At 58.3% G+C, this 21,127-nt stretch carries 18 protein-coding genes; 15 read left to right on the top strand and 3 right to left on the bottom strand.

Annotated elements, in window-relative coordinates; translation table 11 throughout:
- A complete protein-coding gene (gene lexA, locus KDX37_RS04035) occupies nt 1-609 on the bottom strand; it encodes a transcriptional repressor LexA (protein WP_231651390.1) in 609 nt (202 codons plus the stop codon).
- Nucleotides 610-868: 259 nt separating this feature from the next.
- Here lexA and psrA point away from each other — a divergent pair, with 259 nt between their 5' ends.
- The 3 genes from psrA (at nt 869) to KDX37_RS04020 (ending at nt 3,439) form a co-directional block, all read left to right on the top strand.
- Nucleotides 869-1,588, top strand: coding sequence for a transcriptional regulator PsrA (gene psrA / locus KDX37_RS04030; RefSeq protein ID WP_231651389.1), 720 nt, complete (start codon nt 869-871; stop codon nt 1,586-1,588).
- 90 nt (nt 1,589-1,678) lie between these two features.
- Nucleotides 1,679-2,689 (top strand): beta-N-acetylhexosaminidase, encoded by a 1,011-nt coding sequence (gene nagZ, locus KDX37_RS04025; protein ID WP_231651577.1) that lies wholly within the window; start codon nt 1,679-1,681, stop codon nt 2,687-2,689.
- A 9-nt stretch (nt 2,690-2,698) separates the two neighbouring features.
- Entirely contained in the window at nt 2,699-3,439 is a 741-nt protein-coding gene (locus KDX37_RS04020) for an S-methyl-5'-thioinosine phosphorylase (RefSeq protein ID WP_231651388.1), read from the top strand.
- A gap of 65 nt (nt 3,440-3,504) precedes the next feature.
- Here the strand turns inward: KDX37_RS04020 and KDX37_RS04015 are convergent, their stop codons facing one another.
- Complete coding sequence (locus KDX37_RS04015) at nt 3,505-4,044, bottom strand: cytochrome b (RefSeq protein ID WP_231651387.1); 540 nt, start codon at nt 4,042-4,044, stop codon at nt 3,505-3,507.
- 417 nt (nt 4,045-4,461) lie between these two features.
- On the opposite strand from KDX37_RS04015, the gene KDX37_RS04010 reads away from it, so the two are divergent.
- Genes KDX37_RS04010 through KDX37_RS04000 form a run of 3 tightly spaced genes read left to right on the top strand, consistent with a single transcriptional unit; the run spans nt 4,462 to nt 7,417 of the window.
- Nucleotides 4,462-5,175: an endonuclease/exonuclease/phosphatase family protein gene (locus tag KDX37_RS04010; protein WP_406641496.1), complete on the top strand. Its 714-nt coding sequence runs from the start codon at nt 4,462-4,464 to the stop codon at nt 5,173-5,175.
- Entirely contained in the window at nt 5,172-6,422 is a 1,251-nt protein-coding gene (gene clsB, locus KDX37_RS04005; protein WP_231651385.1) for a cardiolipin synthase ClsB, read from the top strand. Before KDX37_RS04010 ends, clsB begins: the two co-directional genes overlap by 4 nt.
- The gene (locus tag KDX37_RS04000; protein WP_231651384.1) at nt 6,419-7,417 is read left to right on the top strand and encodes a lysylphosphatidylglycerol synthase domain-containing protein; all 999 of its coding nucleotides are present in this window, start codon (nt 6,419-6,421) and stop codon (nt 7,415-7,417) included. Before clsB ends, KDX37_RS04000 begins: the two co-directional genes overlap by 4 nt.
- A gap of 60 nt (nt 7,418-7,477) precedes the next feature.
- On the opposite strand, the gene KDX37_RS03995 is transcribed toward KDX37_RS04000, so the two are convergent.
- Entirely contained in the window at nt 7,478-8,386 is a 909-nt protein-coding gene (locus KDX37_RS03995) for a MurR/RpiR family transcriptional regulator (RefSeq protein WP_231651383.1), read from the bottom strand.
- 273 nt (nt 8,387-8,659) lie between these two features.
- Between KDX37_RS03995 and KDX37_RS03990 the strand changes: the two genes are divergently transcribed.
- The 9 genes from KDX37_RS03990 (at nt 8,660) to KDX37_RS03950 (ending at nt 20,828) form a co-directional block, all read left to right on the top strand.
- On the top strand, nt 8,660-10,597 hold the full coding sequence (locus KDX37_RS03990; RefSeq protein ID WP_231651382.1) for a bifunctional 5-dehydro-2-deoxygluconokinase/5-dehydro-2-deoxyphosphogluconate aldolase: 1,938 nt from the start codon (nt 8,660-8,662) through the stop codon (nt 10,595-10,597).
- Between the two features lie 46 nt (nt 10,598-10,643).
- Nucleotides 10,644-11,543 (top strand): myo-inosose-2 dehydratase, encoded by a 900-nt coding sequence (gene iolE / locus KDX37_RS03985; RefSeq protein ID WP_231651381.1) that lies wholly within the window; start codon nt 10,644-10,646, stop codon nt 11,541-11,543.
- A gap of 13 nt (nt 11,544-11,556) precedes the next feature.
- Complete coding sequence (iolB, locus tag KDX37_RS03980; protein ID WP_231651380.1) at nt 11,557-12,366, top strand: 5-deoxy-glucuronate isomerase; 810 nt, start codon at nt 11,557-11,559, stop codon at nt 12,364-12,366.
- A 26-nt stretch (nt 12,367-12,392) separates the two neighbouring features.
- On the top strand, nt 12,393-13,895 hold the full coding sequence (locus tag KDX37_RS03975) for a CoA-acylating methylmalonate-semialdehyde dehydrogenase (RefSeq protein ID WP_231651379.1): 1,503 nt from the start codon (nt 12,393-12,395) through the stop codon (nt 13,893-13,895).
- 36 nt (nt 13,896-13,931) lie between these two features.
- Nucleotides 13,932-14,762, top strand: a complete 831-nt coding sequence (locus KDX37_RS03970; RefSeq protein WP_231651378.1) for a TIM barrel protein — start codon at nt 13,932-13,934, stop codon at nt 14,760-14,762.
- 72 nt (nt 14,763-14,834) lie between these two features.
- A complete protein-coding gene (iolD, locus tag KDX37_RS03965; RefSeq protein WP_231651377.1) occupies nt 14,835-16,778 on the top strand; it encodes a 3D-(3,5/4)-trihydroxycyclohexane-1,2-dione acylhydrolase (decyclizing) in 1,944 nt (647 codons plus the stop codon).
- Between the two features lie 51 nt (nt 16,779-16,829).
- Entirely contained in the window at nt 16,830-17,840 is a 1,011-nt protein-coding gene (locus KDX37_RS03960) for a Gfo/Idh/MocA family protein (protein ID WP_231651376.1), read from the top strand.
- Nucleotides 17,841-17,926: 86 nt separating this feature from the next.
- A complete protein-coding gene (locus tag KDX37_RS03955) occupies nt 17,927-18,946 on the top strand; it encodes a Gfo/Idh/MocA family protein (RefSeq protein ID WP_231651375.1) in 1,020 nt (339 codons plus the stop codon).
- Between the two features lie 262 nt (nt 18,947-19,208).
- Nucleotides 19,209-20,828: a methyl-accepting chemotaxis protein gene (locus tag KDX37_RS03950; protein ID WP_231651374.1), complete on the top strand. Its 1,620-nt coding sequence runs from the start codon at nt 19,209-19,211 to the stop codon at nt 20,826-20,828.
- Nucleotides 20,829-21,127 lie beyond the last annotated feature (299 nt).

The following is a 21,127-nucleotide window of genomic DNA, read 5'->3' as shown; positions in this document are numbered from 1 at the left end:
TTAACGGCGAATGACGCCGACGCTCAAACCTTCGATCACCAGATCCTGATCCTTGAGATCGACCTCAATGGGTGCGAACTCCGGGTTTTCCGCCAATAGCCAGACCTTGCTGCCTTCGCGCTTGAAGCGTTTGACAGTGACTTCGTCGCCGATTCTGGCCACAACGATCTGGCCATTGCGGGCCTCGCGGGTTGTGTGTACGGCAAGCAGATCGCCGTCCAGAATGCCGATGTCCTTCATGCTCATGCCATGCACGCGCAGCAGGTAGTCAGCGCTCGGATGAAAGAAAGCAGGGCTGATGTTGCAGGACTCTTCGATGTGTTGTTGCGCCAGAATCGGCGCACCAGCGGCAACGCGTCCGATGATGGGCAAGCTGGTTTCGTCGGCCCGAGCTTCGAAGCCGGGAATGCGTATTCCGCGTGATGCGCCCGGAGTCATTTCGATCGCGCCTTTGCGAGCGAGCGCCTTGAGATGTTCTTCGGCCGCGTTTGGTGATTTGAAGCCCAATTCCTGAGCGATCTCCGCACGGGTCGGCGGGAAGCCGTTGTCTTCAAGGCAGCGTTTGATGAAGCCCAGGATCTCGGCCTGGCGTGGCGTCAGTTTAATCATTTTGATCGCTCTGTCTTTTTATACAGTGACTGGGATTATATACAGTGAAAGCGTCTTGGCAATCGCCGATTTCATTTTCGTTGTCATGCGGTTGAACGACTGTCTTAATCGGGTGAGGCACCATTACGGAAGGCAGGCATGCAACCCATCGTTTACTGGCTGTTTTCGTGACTGTTCGGCCATAAAATGAACGGGTTTGCTTGACAATAGGGTCGTCTGATACGTATGTTTCAAACGTTCGTTTGTTAGGCAGAGAGCCATGGCCCAGTCGGAAACCGTTGAACGCATTCTTGATGCTGCCGAGCAGCTGTTCGCAGAGAAAGGCTTCGCTGAAACTTCCTTGCGTCTCATCACCAGCAAGGCTTCGGTCAACCTGGCTGCGGTGAATTACCACTTCGGGTCCAAGAAGGCACTTATCCAGGCGGTGTTCTCACGGTTTCTCGGTCCGTTCTGTATCAGTCTCGATCGTGAGCTCGAGCGCCGACAGGCCAGGCCCGAGCACAAACCGAGTCTTGAAGAGCTGCTGGAGATACTCGTCGAGCAGGCACTGGTAGTGCAGCCTCGCAGCGGCAACGATCTGTCTATCTTCATGCGTCTGCTGGGCCTGGCCTTCAGTCAGAGTCAGGGGCACCTGCGCCGCTATCTGGAAGACATGTACGGCAAAGTGTTTCGTCGCTACATGACGTTGGTCAACGAAGCTGCACCCCGTATCCCGCCGATCGAGCTGTTCTGGCGCGTGCACTTCATGCTGGGGGCTGCGGCGTTCAGCATGTCGGGGATCAAGGCGTTGCGCGCCATTGCCGAGACCGACTTCGGCATCAATACCTCAATCGAACAGGTCATGCGCCTTATGGTGCCGTTTCTGGCTGCAGGCATGCGCGCCGACACCGGCGTCACCGACGCTGCGATGATCGCCGCTCAGTTGAAACCCCGCACCAAGACCAGCAGTTCCAGCGCACCGGTTGCCGCCAAGGCCTGATCACTGCCCAGGCAGCTCGCATTGCGCCGGGCTTCAGGATCAAGCACCATGCCCGCATTGAAATGGGCACTGGTGTGTAAGGGTTTTTCTATGAGTTCTGGCCTCAATGGCTCCCTGATGGTCGATGTCGCCGGTACGTGGCTGACCAGCGAAGACCGTCAGTTTCTGCGGCAGCCCGAAGTGGGCGGTCTTATCATTTTCGCTCGAAACATCGAGCATCCCCGTCAAGTCCGTGAACTGAGCGCGTCGATTCGCGCCCTTCGTCCAGACCTGCTGCTGGCCGTGGACCAGGAAGGCGGTCGCGTTCAGCGCTTGCGCCAGGGTTTCGTGCGTCTGCCGGCGATGCGTTCCATCGCAGAAAAGCCGGACTCGGTGACGTTGGCCGAGCATTGCGGCTGGCTGATGGCTACAGAGGTGCTGGCGGTGGGGCTCGACTTGAGCTTCGCGCCGGTGCTGGACCTGGATTACCAGCGCAGCGCGGTAGTCGGTACGCGTGCTTTCGAGGGTGATCCGGAGCGTGCTGCGCTCCTGGCAGGTGCATTCATCAAAGGCATGAACGCTGCAGGTATGGCCGCCACGGGCAAACATTTTCCCGGCCATGGCTGGGCAGAGGCCGATTCGCATGTTGCCATCCCGACCGATGAACGCAGCCTGGAGCAGATTCGCGCCAATGACCTGGTACCGTTCGCACGTTTGAGCCAACAGCTGGCGGCTGTCATGCCTGCACACGTCATTTATCCGAAAGTCGATTCACAACCGGCGGGATTCTCGCGTCGCTGGCTGCAGGACATCCTGCGCGACGAATTGAAATTTGACGGGGTTATTTTCAGTGATGATCTGTCCATGGCGGGCGCTCATGTGGTCGGTGATGCCGCAAGCCGAATCGAGGCCGCGCTGACCGCTGGCTGCGACATGGGCCTGGTCTGCAACGACCGCGGTGCAGCAGAGCTGGCGCTCACTGCGGTCCAGCGCATGAAGGTCAGACCTTCGGCGCGTATTGCCCGGATGCGTGGCAACGTTCATGCCTGCACGGATTATCGACAGCACCCCCGCTGGCTGGCGGCGCTTCAGGCGCTGCGTACTGCTCAATTGATCGACTAAGGATCTGCAATGACTGTTTACGCGATTATTGGCGGCACGGGCCTGACCCAACTCGACGGACTCAATATCCGCCAGTCGCTGCCCATGAACACACCCTATGGCGCGCCTTCTGGCGAGATCCAGATGGGTGAATATGCCGGTCGTGAAGTGATGTTTCTGGCCCGTCACGGTCATCCGCATCGTTTGCCACCTCATCAGGTGAACTACCGGGCCAACCTGTGGGCGCTCAAGCAGGCGGGCGCCGAGGCGATTCTTGCGGTCAATGCTGTGGGTGGTATTCATCCGGCGATGGGCACCGGGCACTTTTGCGTGCCTCATGACCTGATCGACTACACCAGTGGTCGCGAGCACACCTTCTTTGCCGATGATCTGGACCACGTCACGCATATCGATTTCAGCTTTCCGTACAGCGAAGCGTTGCGTGACCGTCTGATCGCTGCGCTCACCGCTGAAGGTTGTGCGTTCAGTGGCCAGGGCGTGTATGCCTGCACGCAGGGTCCACGTCTGGAAACAGCAGCCGAGGTTGCGCGGCTTGAGCGCGATGGCTGCGATATCGTCGGAATGACAGGTATGCCTGAGGCGGCGCTGGCTCGTGAGCTGGAGCTGGATTACGCTTGTCTTGCGCTGGTGGTCAACCCGGCCGCTGGCAAATCGAGCGCGATCATCACAATGGCGGAAATCGAGCAGGCGCTGCACGACGGGATGGGCAAGGCGAAGGCCACGCTGGCACGGGTGTTATCAGCCCAGTAGTTTTCCTGGGGCGTATTAACGTCCCGAATCTGCTCAAGGGCTGATGCACAGCCCTTGAAGCCAGCCTACACCATACGCTTGAGCGTATTGTCCTTGCGCACCCAGTGGTGCCAGACCGCCGCGATCACATGCAGACCGATAATGTAATAGAAGATAGAGCCCAACAGCTTGTGCAGGTCTTCAAAGTACTCGGCCGTGCGCCCGGATGTCGCAAACGGCCAAGGTATCTGCGCATCGATCAGCGGAATCGGTAACGCCCCTTTTTCGATCATCACCGTCAACATGCCGAGTATCGGCTGTGTGAACAGAAACGCATAAAGTGCGTAGTGCGAAACCGTGGCGGCCACGCGCAGCAGACCTTCCAATGGGGGCGTGATTGCCGGTGGATGGTGGCGCCGCCGCTCAGCAACCCGAAAAAAAGCCATCACAAGGACCAGGATGCCGACCCAGAAGTGGCTCTGCACCACCAGGGTACGGTATTCCGAGCCACGTCCGAACTGGGTACGGCTGAGAATCAACGTGTAGGCCAGCACGATCAGTGCTGCCATCACCCAGTGGAACCAACGTGCTCTGGACGTGTAACGCTGCGAGGAGGGTGCATCCACAATTGAATTCCTTGTCTCGTTATAGCTTACGGGCCAGCCATTCAGTCTCAGAACCCGTCCGGCTTTGTGCGTTTCATCCCTGGCCAACTATTTTGTGCCGGTTGCCAGCTTTCTTCACTGTTCGGTGTCATTGCAGCTGTCTTCTTGTGCTCGCCTGAACGTCAGCTGCGCATCACCGATATATCGGCCCGGGCCTCGCAGACTTGACTGTAATCGTGAGCCGCAAAGCCTTGAGAGCCGGAAAACTCTGGCCGACAGAGCAATCAGCTACCGATGCCAAGAAGGCAGGGAACCTGCGTTAACGGGCGGCTTCATATGAGGTGAATATTCATCCAGGAGTCAGTCTTGACCAGTGCCAATACGTCAATCGGCCAGCAAGCGCCGGTGTCGGCCAGTATTTCGCTGAATGTACTGACCATGAACATGCATATGGGCTTCGGCATTTTCAATCGCCGCTTCATTCTTCCTGAGCTCCGCGAGGCGGTGCGCAGCGTGTCTGCTGACGTTGTGTTTCTTCAGGAGGTGCATGGCGAGCATCAGAGTCATGCACGCAAGGTGAAGGATTGGCCGACCATTTCTCAGTACGAATTCCTGGCTGACAGCATGTGGAGCGACTTCGCCTATGGTCGCAATGCGGTGTACCCCGATGGCGACCACGGCAATGCGTTGCTTTCCAAGTACCCCATCATTCGTCATGAAAACCTCGATATTTCGATTCACGGGACCGAGCAGCGCGGTTTGCTGCATTGCGTTCTGGACGTTCCGGAATACGGGGAAGTGCACGCTGTCTGTGTGCATCTGGGGCTGATGGAGAGCCATCGCCGCGAGCAACTCAGGTTGCTCGCTGAACTGATTCATCGCCTCCCTGTTGGCGCGCCGGTGATTGTCGCCGGCGACTTCAATGACTGGCGTCAACGGGCCGATGCGCTGCTTGAGGGGACCGGGTTGCACGAGGCATTCGTAGAGCGCTTTGGCGCACCGGCGAAAAGCTTCCCGGCACGTTGGCCGCTATTCAGGCTGGACCGCATCTATGTACGCAACGCAACCACTCACAGACCGAAAGTGTTATCCAACCGACCTTGGTCCCATCTTTCCGATCATGCACCGCTGGCGGTGGAGGTGACCTTATGAACAACCCGACAGGGCAGTGGCGCGACGGCAATTCAGTGGAACTGCTGATCAACGGTGAGGATTTCTTCACCCGGGTGTTTGAGTGCATCAGGGCGGCGCGCACTGAAGTGCTGATCGAGACGTTCATCATATTTGAGGACCGTATCGGGGTTGGCCTTCAGCAAGCAGTGATCGAGGCCGCGAACAATGGCGCCAATGTGGTTATTACGGTAGATGACTACGGCACATGTGACCTGAGTTCGGCTTTTGTCCGTGCCATGATCGACGCAGGCGTGCAGATTCAGTTGTTCGATCCACGCCCGCGATTCATGGGCATGCGGACCAATCTGTTCCGGCGTTTGCACCGCAAGGTGGTAGTGGTTGACGGAGAACTGGGCTTCATTGGCGGTATCAATTACAGCGTCGATCACATGACTGACACCGGCCTGACCGCCAAGCAGGATTATGCTGTGCTGGTGCGTGGTCCTATCGTCGGTGATATTCACCGCAGTGCGTTGCACATGCTCAGTGACGTCGTTCGGGAAAAACTGCCCCGGATCCCCCTCAAGCTGGAACCGGCTGGCAGCGCATCCATGATGCTGGCCGAGCGTGACAACAGTGATCACACCACCGACATCGAAGAGCAGTACCTGAAGGCCATTCGTGAGGCGAAACAGCGGATCACGATTGCCAATGCCTACTTCTTCCCCAGTTATCGTTTTTTGCGCGAGCTGCGCAACGCCTCGCGTCGTGGCGTCAAGGTCACCATGATCCTGCAAGGCAAGCCGGACATGCCATTCGTGCGGGTCTGTTCGCGCCTGACTTACACCTACCTGCTGCGTGACGGCGTGATCATTCATGAGTACAAGCAGCGCGCGTTGCACGGCAAGGTTGCGCTGATCGATCAGGACTGGTCCACAGTGGGTTCCAGTAATCTTGATCCGTTGAGCCTCGCGTTGAACCTGGAAGCCAACCTGTTCATTCGCGACCAGGACCTCAATGATCGGTTGCAGAACCATCTGATGGAACTGGCAGCTGCGCACAGTATTCAGATCAGCCTGAAGGGGGCCGCACGTGGCCAGTGGTGGCGTGCGCCGATGATTGTATTGAGCTTCTTTTTTCTGCGGCGTTTTCCGGCGATTGCCGGGTTGTTCCCGGTTCACGGCATGCGCTTGAAGCCGCTGCGGGCGGGGGATGTGGTGCCGGAAGCCAAGGTCATCGAGCAGCAACAGGCCAGCCGGGAAATGGATCAGGAGAAAACATCATGACTGAGGCTGCGAGCGCATCGCCCCAGAGCGGGAAGAGCAACAAGTGGAAGTGGGCGAAGCGGGCCTTCAACGTGTTCTTTTTTGTGGCCGTACCGGTCCTGCTGTTCTTGTTGGTCAAGAATCTAGACTGGCAAGAGGTCAAGCAGGCGCTGGCGTCCTATAAGGCCAGCACGCTTTTGATTGCGGCGGTTGTGGCGTTAGGCAGCTACCTGACCTATTGCTGTTTCGACGTACTGGCGCGCTTTTATACGGGCCACAAGTTGTCGATTCAGCAGATCGTGCCGGTGACGTTTGTCTGTTATGCGTTCAACCTCAACCTGAGTTCATGGGTGGGCGGTATTGCGCTGCGCTACCGTCTGTATTCACGGCTGGGACTGGACGTGTCGACTATCACGCGTATTTTGAGCTTGAGTCTCATCACTAACTGGCTGGGTTACATGTTGCTGGCAGGCTTCGTGTTCTCGATGCGTTTTCTGGAGTTGCCAAAAGAGTGGTCGATTGGCACCGGAACCTTGCAAATGATCGGCTTCGGTCTGCTGGCCGTGTGCTTCGCGTACCTGCTGGCGTGTCGTTTTTCCAAACGGCGTTCCTGGACCATTCGCGATCAGGAGTTCAACCTGCCTTCCATGAAGCAGGCACTGATGCAAGCCAGTCTGGGCGCCCTGAACTGGTCGCTGATGGCTGCGGTAATCTACACGCTGTTGCCTGACAGCGCCTTTTACCCGGCAATTCTGGGTGTCTTGCTGATCAGCAGTATCGCCGGGGTTATTACACACATTCCGGCGGGGCTGGGTGTGCTGGAGACGGTATTCATCACTTTGCTGGCCCATCAGTTTTCCAAGGGCAGCTTGCTGGCCGCCCTGATCGGCTACCGCGCTATCTACTTCCTGATGCCGCTGATGCTGGCGCTGGTGGTGTATCTGGTCCTCGAAAAGCGTGCGAAGGCGATGAATGCGAAGAACCAGCAGCGAGATGATAATCGAATCAAATCGTGAAGATCGGCGGCGCGAACTTTCTGGGGTTCGCATCGCTGTGGCTCACACCAGCGCTGCCAGTCAGTCGTCGAAACCGACCTGCTCGTGTATTTCATCCACCTTGAGTTCCAGGCGGTACGCGACAGCGATGAACAACGCCTGACACAGGCACAGCGTTGCGCTCAGGGAGCGGAAGGCGAATGAGCTGCCTTCGTTGACCAGCAGTACAGAGTTGGCGCGCTTGGCCAGCGGGGACAGGTTGCTGTCAGTAATGATCAGCGTCTTGGCCTGGTGATGCTGGGCGATGCGCAGGCAGTGCTGGGTTTCCTTGCCATAAGGTGTGAAGCTGATCGCGATCACCAGGTCATTGGCCCGCACACTGCGCATCTGCTCACGGTAACTGCCACCGAGACCTGAAATCAGGTGGATGCGCTTGTTGGTGTGCTGCAGGTTGTAGACCAGATAATCCGCCACGGCGAATGAGCGGCGTACGCCCACCACGTAAATATTGTCGGCGTTGACCACCAGATCCACGGCCTTTTCGAATTCCTCGTCGTCCAGATCCGCACCCAGGCGCTCCAGGCCGGAGAGGGTGGCGTTCACGCATTCGCGCGCAAGGTCTCCACCGTTGGCTTTCTGCGACTTGTTGGCGATCATGCTGCGGATGCGCTGTTGGTAGTTCTGTACTGGCGTGGTCTTGTGGGTATAGGCCTCCCGAAACAGCGCCTGCATCTCACTGAAGCCGCTGAAGCCGAAGCGTTGGGAAAACCGCACAATCGCTGAGGGATGGACTTCACACTCGCGGGCAATATCGCTGATGCGATCAACCATGATCCGGTCGCTTTGCTGGCTCATGTAGCTGGCGATGCGTTTGAGCTGGCGGGGCAGGCTGTCGTATTCGTCTGTGATCAGGCGCAGCAACCCTTCGGCACTGGACGGCGGCATGTCGACACTCGTGTCCGGGAGGGATGGGTGATCGGCGCTGGTCATATTCAATCCTTTCTGCTTGTTCTTTGCGGCGCACCGGAGGGTTGCGGTGGCCTCAGACAATAGAGGCTGCTTTTGGCAGGAATGCCAACTATATCGCACCTGCCCGCCCATTGTGCCAGCACTTGGCGTTGCGCTATGGAAAATATATTCCACATTAAAAAATTATAGAATAAATATTGATTGATGCTGCGCGACGTTTTAGGCTGCATGCACAAAGGCAATGCGTGCGACCAAGGCACGCGATGCAGGCTGATAAAAATAACAGGAGCCACCATGGGCCAGACACGCTTTGCCACTGGGCGTCAGTTGGATCTGATTTGCCTCGGACGCTTGGGCGTCGACCTCTATGCGCAGCAGGTCGGTGCCCGCCTGGAAGATGTCTCAAGCTTCGCCAAGTACCTCGGCGGATCCTCCGCGAATATCGCGTTCGGTACCGCGAGGCTAGGGCTCAGGTCCGCCATGCTCAGTCGCGTTGGTGATGACCACATGGGCCGTTTTCTGGTGGAGTCACTGGCGCGTGAAGGCTGCGACGTCAGCGCAATCAAGCGCGATCCCGAGCGTCTCACCGCAATGGTGCTGCTGGGTCTGAAGGACCGCGAGACCTTTCCCCTGGTGTTTTACCGCGAGAACTGCGCCGACATGGCGTTGCGTGCCGAAGACATCAATGAGCAGCAGATCGCCTCAAGCAAGGCGCTGCTGATCACCGGTACCCATTTTTCGACTGATCAAGTCTTCAAAGCCAGTATTCAGGCGCTCGATTACGCCGAAAAGCATCATGTTCATCGAGTTCTCGATATCGATTATCGGCCGGTGCTCTGGGGGTTGGCAGGCAAATCGGATGGCGAAACCCGCTTTATCGCCGATCAGAAGGTCAGTGAGCATGTGCAGCGGATTCTTCCGCGTTTCGACCTGATCGTCGGTACCGAAGAGGAGTTTCTGATTGCTGGCGGCCACACCGATTTGCTGACCGCGTTGCGTACTGTCCGTGAACTCACCGCCGCGACCCTGGTGGTCAAGCTGGGTCCGCAGGGTTGCACGGTCATTCATGGGGCCATCCCGTCACGCCTTGAAGACGGCGCCGTTTATCCCGGTGTGCGGGTCGAGGTGCTCAATGTGCTGGGCGCTGGCGATGCATTCATGTCCGGCTTTCTCAGTGGCTGGCTCAAGGATGCCAGTGATGAACGTTGCTGCCAGTTGGCCAATGCCTGCGGCGGGCTGGTGGTGTCGCGGCACGCGTGTGCGCCTGCCATGCCGACACCTGCCGAACTCGAATATCTGCTGAACAGTCAGGAGCCTATTACTCGGCCCGACCAGGACGCCGTTCTGCAGCGTTTGCATCAGGTCAGTGTGCCCCGCAAACAGTGGCGCCAATTGTTCATTTTCGCGTTTGATCACCGTGGACAGTTGGTCGAGCTCGCACAGCAGGCTGGTCGCGACCTGAGCAGCATCGGCCAGCTCAAGCAACTCTTCGTACAGGCAGTCGAACGGGTAGAAAGCGATCTGCGCGAACGTGCGATCGAGGCTGATGTCGGTCTGCTTGCCGATCAGCGCTTTGGTCAGGACGCGTTGAATGCCGCGACCGGTCGCGGCTGGTGGGTGGCGCGTCCCGTTGAAGTTCAGGGCTCCCGGCCGTTGGCGTTCGAACATGGCCGCTCCATTGGCAGCAACCTGATCAACTGGCCGCAGGAACAGGTCATCAAGTGCCTGGTGCAATATCACCCGGACGACGAGCCCATGCTGCGCCTGGAACAGGAAGCCCAGATCAGGGCAGTGTACGAGGCGTCCAAAGTCAGCGGGCACGAGTTGCTGCTGGAAATAATTCCGCCCAAGGATCATCCCTCCAAACACCCGGACGTCATGCTCCGCGCACTCAAGCGTCTGTACAACCTTGGCATCTACCCGGCGTGGTGGAAAATCGAAGCGCAGACGGCTGCCGTCTGGCAGCAACTGGATGCGCTGATTCTCGAACGTGATCCGTATTGCCGTGGTGTCGTGCTGTTGGGGCTCAATGCTCCGGTCGAGGATCTGGCAGCGGGGTTTGCCGAGGCTCGCCACAGCCAGACCTGCCAGGGTTTTGCCGTTGGGCGGACGATTTTTCGCGAGCCGAGTCGGGCCTGGATGGCCGGCGAGATCGACGACGCGACGCTGGTTGCCCGTGTGCAGAGCACGTTCAACTGGTTGATCGAGTCCTGGCGTGAAAGTCGCGCCTGAATCCCACTGTCATTGACGCCGTGATAACAACAAAAAAGGTGCAGCCATGCCCGCTTCCGTACCCCCTATCCGCATCGGCATCAACCCGATCTCCTGGAGCAACGACGACTTGCCAGCACTGGGCGGTGAAACTCCGCTGAGCACAGCGCTGAGCGAAGGCAAGAGCATCGGCTACGAAGGATTCGAACTCAATGGCAAATTCCCCCGGGATGCAAAGGGTGTGGGCGACGTACTGCGTCCCTACGACCTGGCGCTGGTGTCCGGTTGGTATTCCAGTCGTTTGGCCCGCCGTACGGTTGCCGAAGAAATCCAGGCCATCGAGTCACACGTTGAATTGCTCGCGCAGAATGGCGCCTCTGTTCTGGTGTACGGCGAAGTGGCTGACTCGATCCAGGGGCAACGCATTCCTTTGGTCGAACGACCGCGTTTTCATACTGACGATGCCTGGCGTGACTACGCTGACAAACTGACCGAGCTTGCCCGTTTCACGTTGTCGCGCGGTGTGCGCCTGGCGTATCACCATCACATGGGTGCCTATATCGAATCACCGCAGGATATTGATCGCTTGATGTCATTGACCGGACCCGAGGTCGGTCTGCTGTTCGATTCGGGTCACTGCTACATGGGTGGCGGTGAGCCGCTTGAGGTGTTGAGCAAGCACATCGCGCGTGTCTGCCATGTGCACTTCAAGGATGTCCGCAAACCGGTGGTGCAGTTGGCACGCAACAACCTCTGGAGTTTTCCGGATTGCATCATCAATGGCACCTTTACTGTGCCAGGTGATGGCGATATTGATTTCTCGGCCCTGCTCAAGGTGCTGTTGCAGGCCCATTACACCGGCTGGCTGGTTGTCGAGGCCGAACAGGATCCAGCAGTGGCGCCCAGTTACGCCTATGCCAAAAAGGGCTACGACACGCTGCGCCAATTGCTGGTCGATGCTCGATAAGGAGGATTGAACAATGAGTCTTTTGACTAAAAGTAATGCACATGGGCGAGACATCGTCGCGCTGCCCACAGGGGCACTGGAGTATGTGAACTTTGCCGCCTATCGCCTCGAAGCTGGCGAGCAACTCTCTGTGGATGCCGAAGATAACGAGCTATGCGTAGTACTGCTCTCGGGCCACACCAGCGTCAGCGGTGAAGCGCCAGGGCAGGGTGCATTCGAGTGGAAGAATATCGGTGACAGGCATTCGGTATTTGAGGAAAAGTCGCCGTTTGCCGTTTACTTGCCGCCCCACAGTCAGGCGCTGTTTACCGCGATGGGACCTGCGCATGTGGCCGTGTGCAAGGCGCCTGGCGATACCGGGAAGTTGGCTCCGGCCCGCCTGATCACTCCGGACAGCATGAAGCGCAGTGTGCGGGGCAAAGGTGCCAATACCCGTTACGTGTGCGACATCCTGCCGGACACCGAATTGGCCCATTCGCTGCTGGTGGTCGAGGTGCGCACGCCCTCTGGTCATTCCTCCAGCTACCCGCCGCACAAGCATGATCTGGATAACCTGCCGCACGAGAGCTTTCTCGAAGAAACCTACTATCACCAGGTCAACCCGCCTCAGGGCTTCGTGTTCCAACGCGTCTACACCGACGATCGCAGTATCGATCAGGCCATGGCGGTGGAAAACAACGACCTCGTGACGGTGCCCAAGGGTTATCACCCGGTCACCGTGCCGTACGGCTACGAGTCCTACTATTTGAATGTGATGGCCGGCCCTAAGCGTGCCTGGCAGTTTCACAACGATCCGCAGCACAGTTGGCTGCTGGACCTTTAACCCTTTCAAGCCTTGGAGTCCTTCAGATGAGCGAGTCACCGGTGATCGGCCATTACATAAACGGACAGTTGCATAACGGCGACGGCGAGCGCTACAGCGATGTCTTCAACCCGGCTCTGGGCAGTGTTCAGGCACGTGTTGCGCTGGCCAGTCTGAAAACCGTCGATGAAGCAGTCGTCGCAGCGAAGGCTGCGTTCCCGGCCTGGGCCGATCAGTCGTCATTGCGTCGCGCGCGCGTGATGTTCAAGTTCAAGGCGTTGCTGGACGAACACCATGAGGAACTGGCGCAAATCATCTGCCGCGAGCACGGCAAGGTCTTGTCGGACGCCCGCGGCGAAGTGGTGCGCGGCATCGAGATCGTCGAATTTGCCTGCGGCGCACCGAGCCTTCTGAAGAGCGATTTCAGCGACAACATCGGTGGTGGTATCGATAACTGGAACCTGCGTCAGCCGTTGGGCGTGTGCGCGGGTGTTACGCCGTTCAACTTTCCGGTCATGGTGCCGCTGTGGATGATCCCCATGGCTCTGGTCACCGGCAATTGCTTCATCCTCAAACCGTCCGAGCGTGACCCATCGGCCAGCCTGCTGATGGCGCGACTGTTGAAGGAAGCAGGTCTGCCAGACGGCGTATTCAGCGTGGTGCAGGGCGACAAGGTGGCAGTCGATGCGCTGCTGCAACATCCCGATATCGAGGCGATTTCCTTTGTGGGATCAACGCCGATTGCCGAATACATCCACCAGCAGGGCACCGCTCAGGGCAAGCGCGTGCAGGCGTTGGGTGGGGCCAAGAACCACATGATCGTGATGCCTGACGCTGACCTGGATCAGGCGGCCGATGCACTGATCGGTGCCGCTTACGGTTCGGCTGGCGAGCGTTGCATGGCGATTTCTGTGGCCGTTGTGGTGGGTGACGTCGGGCAGCGGTTGATCGACAAGCTGTTGCCACGCATCGATCAGCTCAAAGTGGGCAATGGCATGAATGCCGATTCCGACATGGGGCCACTGGTGACAGCGGTGCACAAGGCCAAGGTCGAGGGGTTTATCGATCAGGGCGTCAAGGAGGGGGCGAAGCTTATCGTCGATGGGCGCAATTTCAGCGTGCCGGGTGCCGAGCAGGGTTTTTTCGTGGGCGCGACGTTGTTCGACAACGTGACGCCGGACATGCAGATCTATAAAGAGGAAATTTTTGGCCCTGTGCTGGGCATCGTTCATGTGGCGGATTTCGCCAGCGCGGTGGAATTGATCAACGCCCATGAATTCGGCAACGGCGTGTCGTGCTTCACCAGCGATGGCGGCGTGGCCCGTGCGTTCGCCCGTACCATCAAGGTCGGTATGGTCGGGATCAATGTGCCGATCCCTGTGCCCATGGCCTGGCATTCGTTCGGTGGCTGGAAGCGTTCACTGTTCGGCGATCACCATGCCTACGGTGAAGAGGGGCTGCGCTTCTACAGCCGTTACAAAAGCGTCATGCAGCGCTGGCCTGACAGCATCGCAAAAGGCCCCGAGTTCAGTATGCCGACGGCCAAATAGCCTGCTGTCATCATCACGGTGTGGAGAACAATAACAATGAAACAGCGTCTGCGTTTTGCCCTGAACCGAATGGTTGCACCGCGTCTGTCACTGGTCGATTTTCTGGATCTGGCCGTCACGCTTGGCGCCGATGCGGTCGAGATTCGCAACGACCTCAAAGGTGTCGAGATCGAAGACGGCACCGCCCCGCAGGTGGTGCGTGATCAGTGTGACGCCCGTGGGCTGCAGGTGCTGTCGATCAATGCGCTGTATCCGTTCGATGTCTGGAACGAAGAACGCCGTCACCAGGCAACGGCCCTGGCGCAGTACGCCCGTGACTGTGGCGCGCAGGCACTCGTGTTATGCCCGTTGAATGACCGTGCCGATCCTCGCAGCATTGCGCAGCGAGCATCTGAACTGCGTACAGCGTTGACGGCGCTCGCACCGATCCTTCGCGAACACGGCATCCTGGGTTTCGTTGAGCCGTTGGGTTTCGAGGAGTGCTCGTTGCGTTTCAAACGTCAGGCGGTCGAGGCTATCAAAACCATCGGCGGGCTGGATGTATATCGTCTGGTACATGACACCTTTCATCACCATCTGGCGGGCGAAGTCGAACTGTTTCCCGAGCTGACCGGGCTGGTGCACATCTCGGGTGTCGAGGATGCCTTGGCCCCCCTCAACACGATTCGTGATGCGCATCGTGTGTTGGTCGGGGAGGGGGATATTCTGGGTAATGCTGCGCAGATCGAGCGCTTGCTGGCCAGTGGTTATCAGGGGCATCTGTCGTTCGAGCCATTTGCCGACAGCGTTCACGCGCTTGATGACATTCCTGGCGCTGTATCCGCAAGCATGGCGCACTTGTCGCGCGTTGTTTCCGTTGATCACTGACCAGCGTTTTTTGCACGTCACCCCGATTTCCACAGCGGTACCGGTCACCTAAAACAACTATAAGGTGCAAGTATGAGTACAACGACCACTCGACTCACCATGGCTCAGGCCCTGGTCAAATTCCTTGATAACCAGTACGTCGAAATCGATGGCGTACAGACCAAATTCGTTGCCGGTGTATTCACTATTTTCGGTCATGGCAACGTACTCGGGCTTGGGCAGGCGCTTGAGCAGGACAGTGGCGACCTGGTTGTCCATCAAGGCCGTAATGAACAAGGCATGTGCCACGCGGCCATCGGTTTCGCCAAGCAGCATCTGCGTCGACAGATCTACGCCTGCACCTCATCTGTCGGGCCGGGGGCTGCCAATATGATCACGGCGGCAGCCACGGCGTCAGCCAACCGTATCCCGCTGTTGCTGCTGCCTGGCGATGTCTACGCCAGCCGCCAGCCGGACCCGGTGTTGCAACAGATCGAGCAGTTCCATGACCTGAGCATCAGCACCAACGATGCGTTCAAGGCGGTCAGCAAATACTGGGATCGGATCAACCGCCCCGAGCAACTGATGAGTGCCGCACTCAATGCCATGCGTGTGCTGACTGATCCTGCCGATACCGGCGCAGTAACGCTGGCCCTGCCTCAGGACGTCCAGGCCGAGGCCTACGATTATCCCGACAGCTTCCTGCAAAAGCGCGTGCACCGCATCGATCGCCGTCCGCCCAGCAAGGCCATGCTCGACGATGCGCTGACGTTGCTGGCAGGCAAGCGTAAACCCTTGTTGATCTGTGGAGGCGGCGTGCGTTATTCGGGTGCCGCGCGAGCGTTGCAGGCGTTTGCGGAGCGGTTCGGCATCCCTTTCGCCGAAACCCAGGCAGGCAAGAGCGCGATCGTCTCGGCACACCCGCTGAACATGGGCGGCATTGGCGAAACCGGTACCGTAGCGGCCAATCAACTGGCCAGCCAGGCGGACCTGATTATCGGCGTCGGCACTCGCTACAGCGATTTCACCACTGCGTCCAAATGGTTGTTTCAGAACCCCGAGGTGCAGTTTCTTAACCTCAACGTCAGTGCCTTCGATGCGCAGAAGCTGGATGGCGTTCAGGTGCTGGCAGACGCGCAACTGGCGCTGGAACTGCTGACCGAGCAGTTGCAGACCCGTGATTATCGAGCCGCCTGGGGCGATGTGCCGCGTTCGGCTCGCGCTGAACTGGATGCCGAGGTCGAGCGGGTCTATGCGGTCGAGTACCAGGCCGACGGCTTCATTCCGGAAATCAACGATGCTCTGAACCCGGCGGTGCTGCGTGAATTCATCGAGCTGACCGGTTCTTGCCTGACCCAGAGTCGTGTGCTGGGCATTCTCAATAACAGCGTGCCAGCCGATGCCGTGATCGTCGCGGCGGCGGGCAGTCTTCCGGGTGACTTGCAGCGTGCCTGGCGCAGCACCGGGGTGGAAACCTACCACGTCGAGTATGGTTACTCGTGCATGGGCTATGAGGTAAACGCCGCACTGGGCGTGAAACTGGCGGCGCCAGATCGAGAGGTCTTCGCGCTGGTGGGCGACGGCTCCTACATGATGCTGCATTCCGAACTGGCGACCTCGATTCAGGAGCGCCGCAAGATCAACGTCGTGCTGCTGGACAACATGACGTTCGGGTGCATCAACAATTTGCAGATGGGCAACGGCATGGGCAGCTTCGGCACCGAGTTCCGGTTCCGAAATGCGCAGACCGGCAAGCTCGATGGCGATTTTGTACCGGTGGATTTTGCCATGAGCGCGGCGGCCTATGGCTGCAAGACCTACAAGGTCACCACAGCCGAACAACTGCTCGAGGCGCTGCTGGACGCGCAGCGCCAGACAGTGTCGACGCTCATCGATATCAAGGTTCTGCCCAAGACCATGATTCACAACTACCTGTCGTGGTGGCGAGTGGGGGTGGCCGAGGTGTCGACTTCCGGTGCCACAGCCAAAGTCTACGACGCGCTTACCCGTGAGCTTGCCAAGGCTCGTCAGTATTGATCGTTGCTGGTTTGTTCAGACCCCATCACACATTCGGACAGGAATAACGAAATGGCATTGAAATTAGGCGTGATCGGTACCGGCGCAATCGGTCAGGACCATATCCGGCGTTGCAGCAAGACATTGTTGGGCAGTCAGGTCGTCGCTGTGACCGACATCAATCTGGCGCAGTCGGCGAAAGTCATCAGCGATCTCGGCATTACCGCCGAGGTCTATGCCGATGGCCATGCGCTGATCGCAGCCCCGGATGTCGAGGCAGTACTGGTCTGTTCGTGGGGGCCGAGCCACGAAGAGTTTGTACTGGCGGCTATAGCAGCCGGTAAGCCGGTATTCTGCGAGAAGCCGCTGGCGGTCACGGCTGAAGGCTGTCGGCGCATTGTCGATGCCGAAATTGCCAGTGGCAGGCGTCTGGTCCAGGTCGGATTCATGCGGCCTTACGACCACGGCTATCGGGCGCTCAAGTCAGTGATCGACAGCGGCCAGATCGGCGAGCCACTGATGTTGCATTGCGCGCACCGCAACCCGCGTGTGGGCGAAAACTACAAAACAGACATGGCGATCACCGACACCCTCATCCACGAGCTCGACGTGCTGCGCTGGCTGCTCAACGATGATTACGTGTCGGTCCAGGTGGTGTTCCCGCGCAAGACCAGCAAGGCCTTGGCGCACATGCGCGATCCGCAGATTGTCATGCTGGAGACGGCCAAAGGCACACGCATTGACGTCGAAATCTTCGTCAATTGCCAGTATGGTTACGACATTCAGTGCGAAGTAGTCGGTGAAACCGGCATCGCCAAATTGCCAGAGCCCTCGCAGGTGCAATTGCGCAGCGAGGCCAAGCTGTCAAACGCCATCCTGATGGACTGGAAAGACCGTTTCATCGGTGCTTACGACGTCGAGCTTCAGGCCTTCATCGATGGCGTCGTCGCTGGCACACTGACCGGGCCATCGGCCTGGGACGGCTACGCCGCTGCGGTGGCTGCCGATGCGTGCATCGAGGCGCAAGGCAGCGCAGCGATCGTTCCGGTCACGCTGGACCGGCGTCCTGCTTTCTACGGCTGAACCCCTTGCAGGCAGGCTCGTCACAGTCCGTGGCAATTCATGAATGGCTCAAGGTTTGGCCTGGCCACGAACCACAGGAGAACGACATGCGAACAGGATTGGTGGGCTACGGCAAAGGCGGCCGTTACTTTCATTCGACGTTGATTTCGAGCTTGCCCGGCGCGACCTTTGTGGGCGTCGTGACCCGGTCGCCCGAGCGCAAGCGCGAGGTAGCCAGTGATCATCCGGGTGTCGCAACCTTCGATACGCTGGCCGAGCTGGTCGCTGCGGGTGTGGATGTGGTGGTGATCTCCACGCCGCTGGCATCGCGGCGCGCCCTGATTCTCGAAGCCATCGAACTGGGCGCAGGTGTAGTCAGCGACAAACCATTCGCGCCTGATGCTGCACAGGCGCGTGAGTTGGTAGAGGCGGCCGAGCGGCGCGGCGTGCTGCTCAGCGTGTACCAGAACCGGCGCTGGGATTCGGACTTTCTCACCGTGCGCAAGTTGATTGAGGGTCAGGTGCTGGGTGATATCAGCCGGTTCGAGTCCAGCATCGAGCGCTATTCGCCCAGGTCTGTGGGCAAGGAAAGCGGCGGCGGGATGTTGCGAGACCTGGGCAGCCACTTGGTGGATCAGGCGCTGGTGCTGTTCGGTCCGGTCGAGCGGGTCTACGCGGAATTGGCCTTCGCAGCGCCGGACACTGAACTCGACCACACGTTTTTTGTGGCGCTGACGCATGCCAGTGGCGTGATCTCGCACTTGTCTGGCAGTTGTCTGCAGAGCAGTCCGCGGCCACGCTTTCGGGTCGGTGGCTCACAGGGTTGTTACAGCGTTGAAGGGCTTGATGGGCAGGAGGCCGCAGCATTCGCCGGTCTGACGCCACGGTCCGAGGGTGAGCGCTGGGGCGTGGAGGAGCATCGCCGCTGGGGCTGGTTCGAGCAGGGTGATCATCGTGAGCGCGTGCCTTCTGAGCGAGGCTGCTGGCTCGAATTCTATCGACAGTTGCAAGACGCCGTTGATGCGCAGGGTAGCAACCCCGTTAATCCGCACGACGCGGTGGCTTCCACAGTCATTCTGGACGCAGCCCGGCGCAGTGCCAGAGACGGCATAGTCGTCATTCTCTGAGTCATCATCAGGCCCCGTGGCCGTTCTTTTTCCGGCCGGTTCTCCTTGTGGGGCCCGGGCGTTCGGGTGTGCGCACAGAACCTTCCTGCCCTGTAAATAGCGTCCATTCCGGTCAGGGCATTTTCGTCAGCATTGCCTACCACTGTTTTGTGACGGTTGTGGCCTAGTGCCATGTCTTTCGGCGAGTACGCCTAAAGTTTTCGGCATTGAGTCGATAGCGTGTTGAACGTATCAACCCTTCGCCGGAAAGCAGGAATCCTGTATGCGCCTTAGAAATCTCAATGTTGCCCCACGTGCCGCCCTGTTTTTCGCGTTGATAATCGCACTGGTTTTTGTGCTCGGCACGTTTGCAGTGCTGCAAATGGGCAAGCTGAGGGACGCCGAAAAAGACGTCGAACTGAATTGGATGGCCAGTATCCGACAAACGGCCTTGATGAACACCGCAACTCTTCGTTTGAGGCTCGAAACACAGCGTGGTCTTGCTGACCCCCAATCGATCCAGAAGACCATCGATAGCTTCGCTGGCTACCGGAAAGTGTTCACCGATGCGGTGGCAAATTATGAACCGCTCATAGCGAACGAACAGGAACGCTCGTTTTATACGCCGGTGAAGAACAGCGCTGATGCCTATGCCAGGCAATTGGATCTTCTCGAGCCGATGATGAGGCAGGGCGATATAGCTGCGGCAGTCAATCTGGTAAGCACAGGCATCCGCCCTCTGACGAATATGATGGAGGGGCAGGTCAAGGATCTGACCAACTACAACAACGAGGGCGCAGCGCGGGCTGGGCAGAACGCTACCGATCTCTATAACAATGGCTTCTGGCTGGTTGTCGGTCTTATCACTGGCGTCGTCATCCTGACAATTGGTTTGGCATTACTGCTGACAAAAAGCATTACATCTCCGATCAACGACGCCCTGTTTGTCGCAGAGCGTATCGCTGCCAGCGATCTCTCCCGGGAGGTTTTGGTCAGTGGTACTGATGAAGCAGGCCGACTGTTGAAAGCGCTGGCGCAGATGCAGGCAAACCTGCGCGCCACAATCATGCAGATATCAGATTCATCTACTCAGTTGGCCTCTGCTTCTGAGGAGATGACTGCGGTCACTGAAGAGTCGAGTCGTGGGCTTGTTGCCCAGAATGACGAGGTCAATCAGGCGGCAACCGCTGTCACTGAGATGAGTGCGGCCGTGGATGAGGTCGCTCGCAACGCGGAGTCGGCTTCCATCGAGTCGAAGAAGACACAGGGCTATACCGAGGTAGGCCTGGCGCGAGTGGCTCAGACATTGACGTCCATTCAAAAGCTGAACGGTAACGTAGAAGATACGAGTAACCAGATTCAGGGATTGTCGGATCGCGCTCAGAGCATCACCAAGGTTGTCGAAGTGATTCGGGCGATTGCCGAGCAAACCAACCTGCTGGCTTTGAACGCGGCTATCGAGGCGGCACGAGCAGGCGAACAAGGTCGCGGGTTTGCGGTGGTGGCTGACGAAGTCAGGGCTTTGGCTCATCGAACCCAAGTGTCGACTCAGGAAATCGAGCAGATGATCGCCGCCATTCAGAACGACTCTGATCTGGCGGTGAAAGCAATGAATATCAGCAGAGATCTTGCGACCGAATCGCTTGGCGTCGCCCGGGAGGCCAGCACCTCCCTGGATCAGATATCAACGGCCATTGTTCAGATCAATGAACGTAATCTTATGATCGCCACAGCTTCTGAGGAGCAGTCTCACGTTGCTCGTGAGGTGGACCGAAACCTGGTCAGTATTCGCGAGCTCGCAACTCAGAGTGCTGCGGGAGCAAGCCAGACAGCCAGTGCATGTGGTGAGATGTCAAAACTGGCGATCAACCTGAATCAGTTGGTTAACCGTTTCGTGGTCTGAAAAAGCACTTCATGGAGCTGATGATGAGCTTAAGAAGTGTAGCGAAGACATAGTCGACATGTCGCGCTGCAGGGCAATTACTGGACACTGACTTGCCCATGGCGTGATGCATGCTGCGGCATCACGCCATCCTGCACCTTTCGCAGTGACTATGCGACTTTCGTTCACCATGTGCGTCAGCACGTTTATTAGATCGGACAGGCATGCCGCTTGGGGCCATTCGTTCGCGGCGTTCGACCAGCTCAGTTATTTCCATCGCCCGATTTCCACTGAGCAGGGATCCAGCAAAAAAAGCCGGG

Source organism: Pseudomonas californiensis, from assembly GCF_021147775.1.
Taxonomy (GTDB): Bacteria; Pseudomonadota; Gammaproteobacteria; order Pseudomonadales; family Pseudomonadaceae; genus Aquipseudomonas; species Aquipseudomonas californiensis.
Note: the sequence above shows the minus strand (reverse complement) of the source record. Positions and strands in the feature narration are given on the sequence as shown.

Coding starts and splice junctions, on each gene's coding strand:
- lexA (WP_231651390.1), bottom strand. CDS start 609: ATGATTAAACTGACGCCACGCCAGGCCGAGATCCTGGGCTTCATCAAA.
- psrA (WP_231651389.1), top strand. CDS start 869: ATGGCCCAGTCGGAAACCGTTGAACGCATTCTTGATGCTGCCGAGCAG.
- nagZ (WP_231651577.1), top strand. CDS start 1,679: ATGAGTTCTGGCCTCAATGGCTCCCTGATGGTCGATGTCGCCGGTACG.
- KDX37_RS04020 (WP_231651388.1), top strand. CDS start 2,699: ATGACTGTTTACGCGATTATTGGCGGCACGGGCCTGACCCAACTCGAC.
- KDX37_RS04010 (WP_406641496.1), top strand. CDS start 4,462: ATGAACATGCATATGGGCTTCGGCATTTTCAATCGCCGCTTCATTCTT.
- clsB (WP_231651385.1), top strand. CDS start 5,172: ATGAACAACCCGACAGGGCAGTGGCGCGACGGCAATTCAGTGGAACTG.
- KDX37_RS04000 (WP_231651384.1), top strand. CDS start 6,419: ATGACTGAGGCTGCGAGCGCATCGCCCCAGAGCGGGAAGAGCAACAAG.
- KDX37_RS03995 (WP_231651383.1), bottom strand. CDS start 8,386: ATGACCAGCGCCGATCACCCATCCCTCCCGGACACGAGTGTCGACATG.
- KDX37_RS03990 (WP_231651382.1), top strand. CDS start 8,660: ATGGGCCAGACACGCTTTGCCACTGGGCGTCAGTTGGATCTGATTTGC.
- iolE (WP_231651381.1), top strand. CDS start 10,644: ATGCCCGCTTCCGTACCCCCTATCCGCATCGGCATCAACCCGATCTCC.
- iolB (WP_231651380.1), top strand. CDS start 11,557: ATGAGTCTTTTGACTAAAAGTAATGCACATGGGCGAGACATCGTCGCG.
- KDX37_RS03975 (WP_231651379.1), top strand. CDS start 12,393: ATGAGCGAGTCACCGGTGATCGGCCATTACATAAACGGACAGTTGCAT.
- KDX37_RS03970 (WP_231651378.1), top strand. CDS start 13,932: ATGAAACAGCGTCTGCGTTTTGCCCTGAACCGAATGGTTGCACCGCGT.
- iolD (WP_231651377.1), top strand. CDS start 14,835: ATGAGTACAACGACCACTCGACTCACCATGGCTCAGGCCCTGGTCAAA.
- KDX37_RS03960 (WP_231651376.1), top strand. CDS start 16,830: ATGGCATTGAAATTAGGCGTGATCGGTACCGGCGCAATCGGTCAGGAC.
- KDX37_RS03955 (WP_231651375.1), top strand. CDS start 17,927: ATGCGAACAGGATTGGTGGGCTACGGCAAAGGCGGCCGTTACTTTCAT.
- KDX37_RS03950 (WP_231651374.1), top strand. CDS start 19,209: ATGCGCCTTAGAAATCTCAATGTTGCCCCACGTGCCGCCCTGTTTTTC.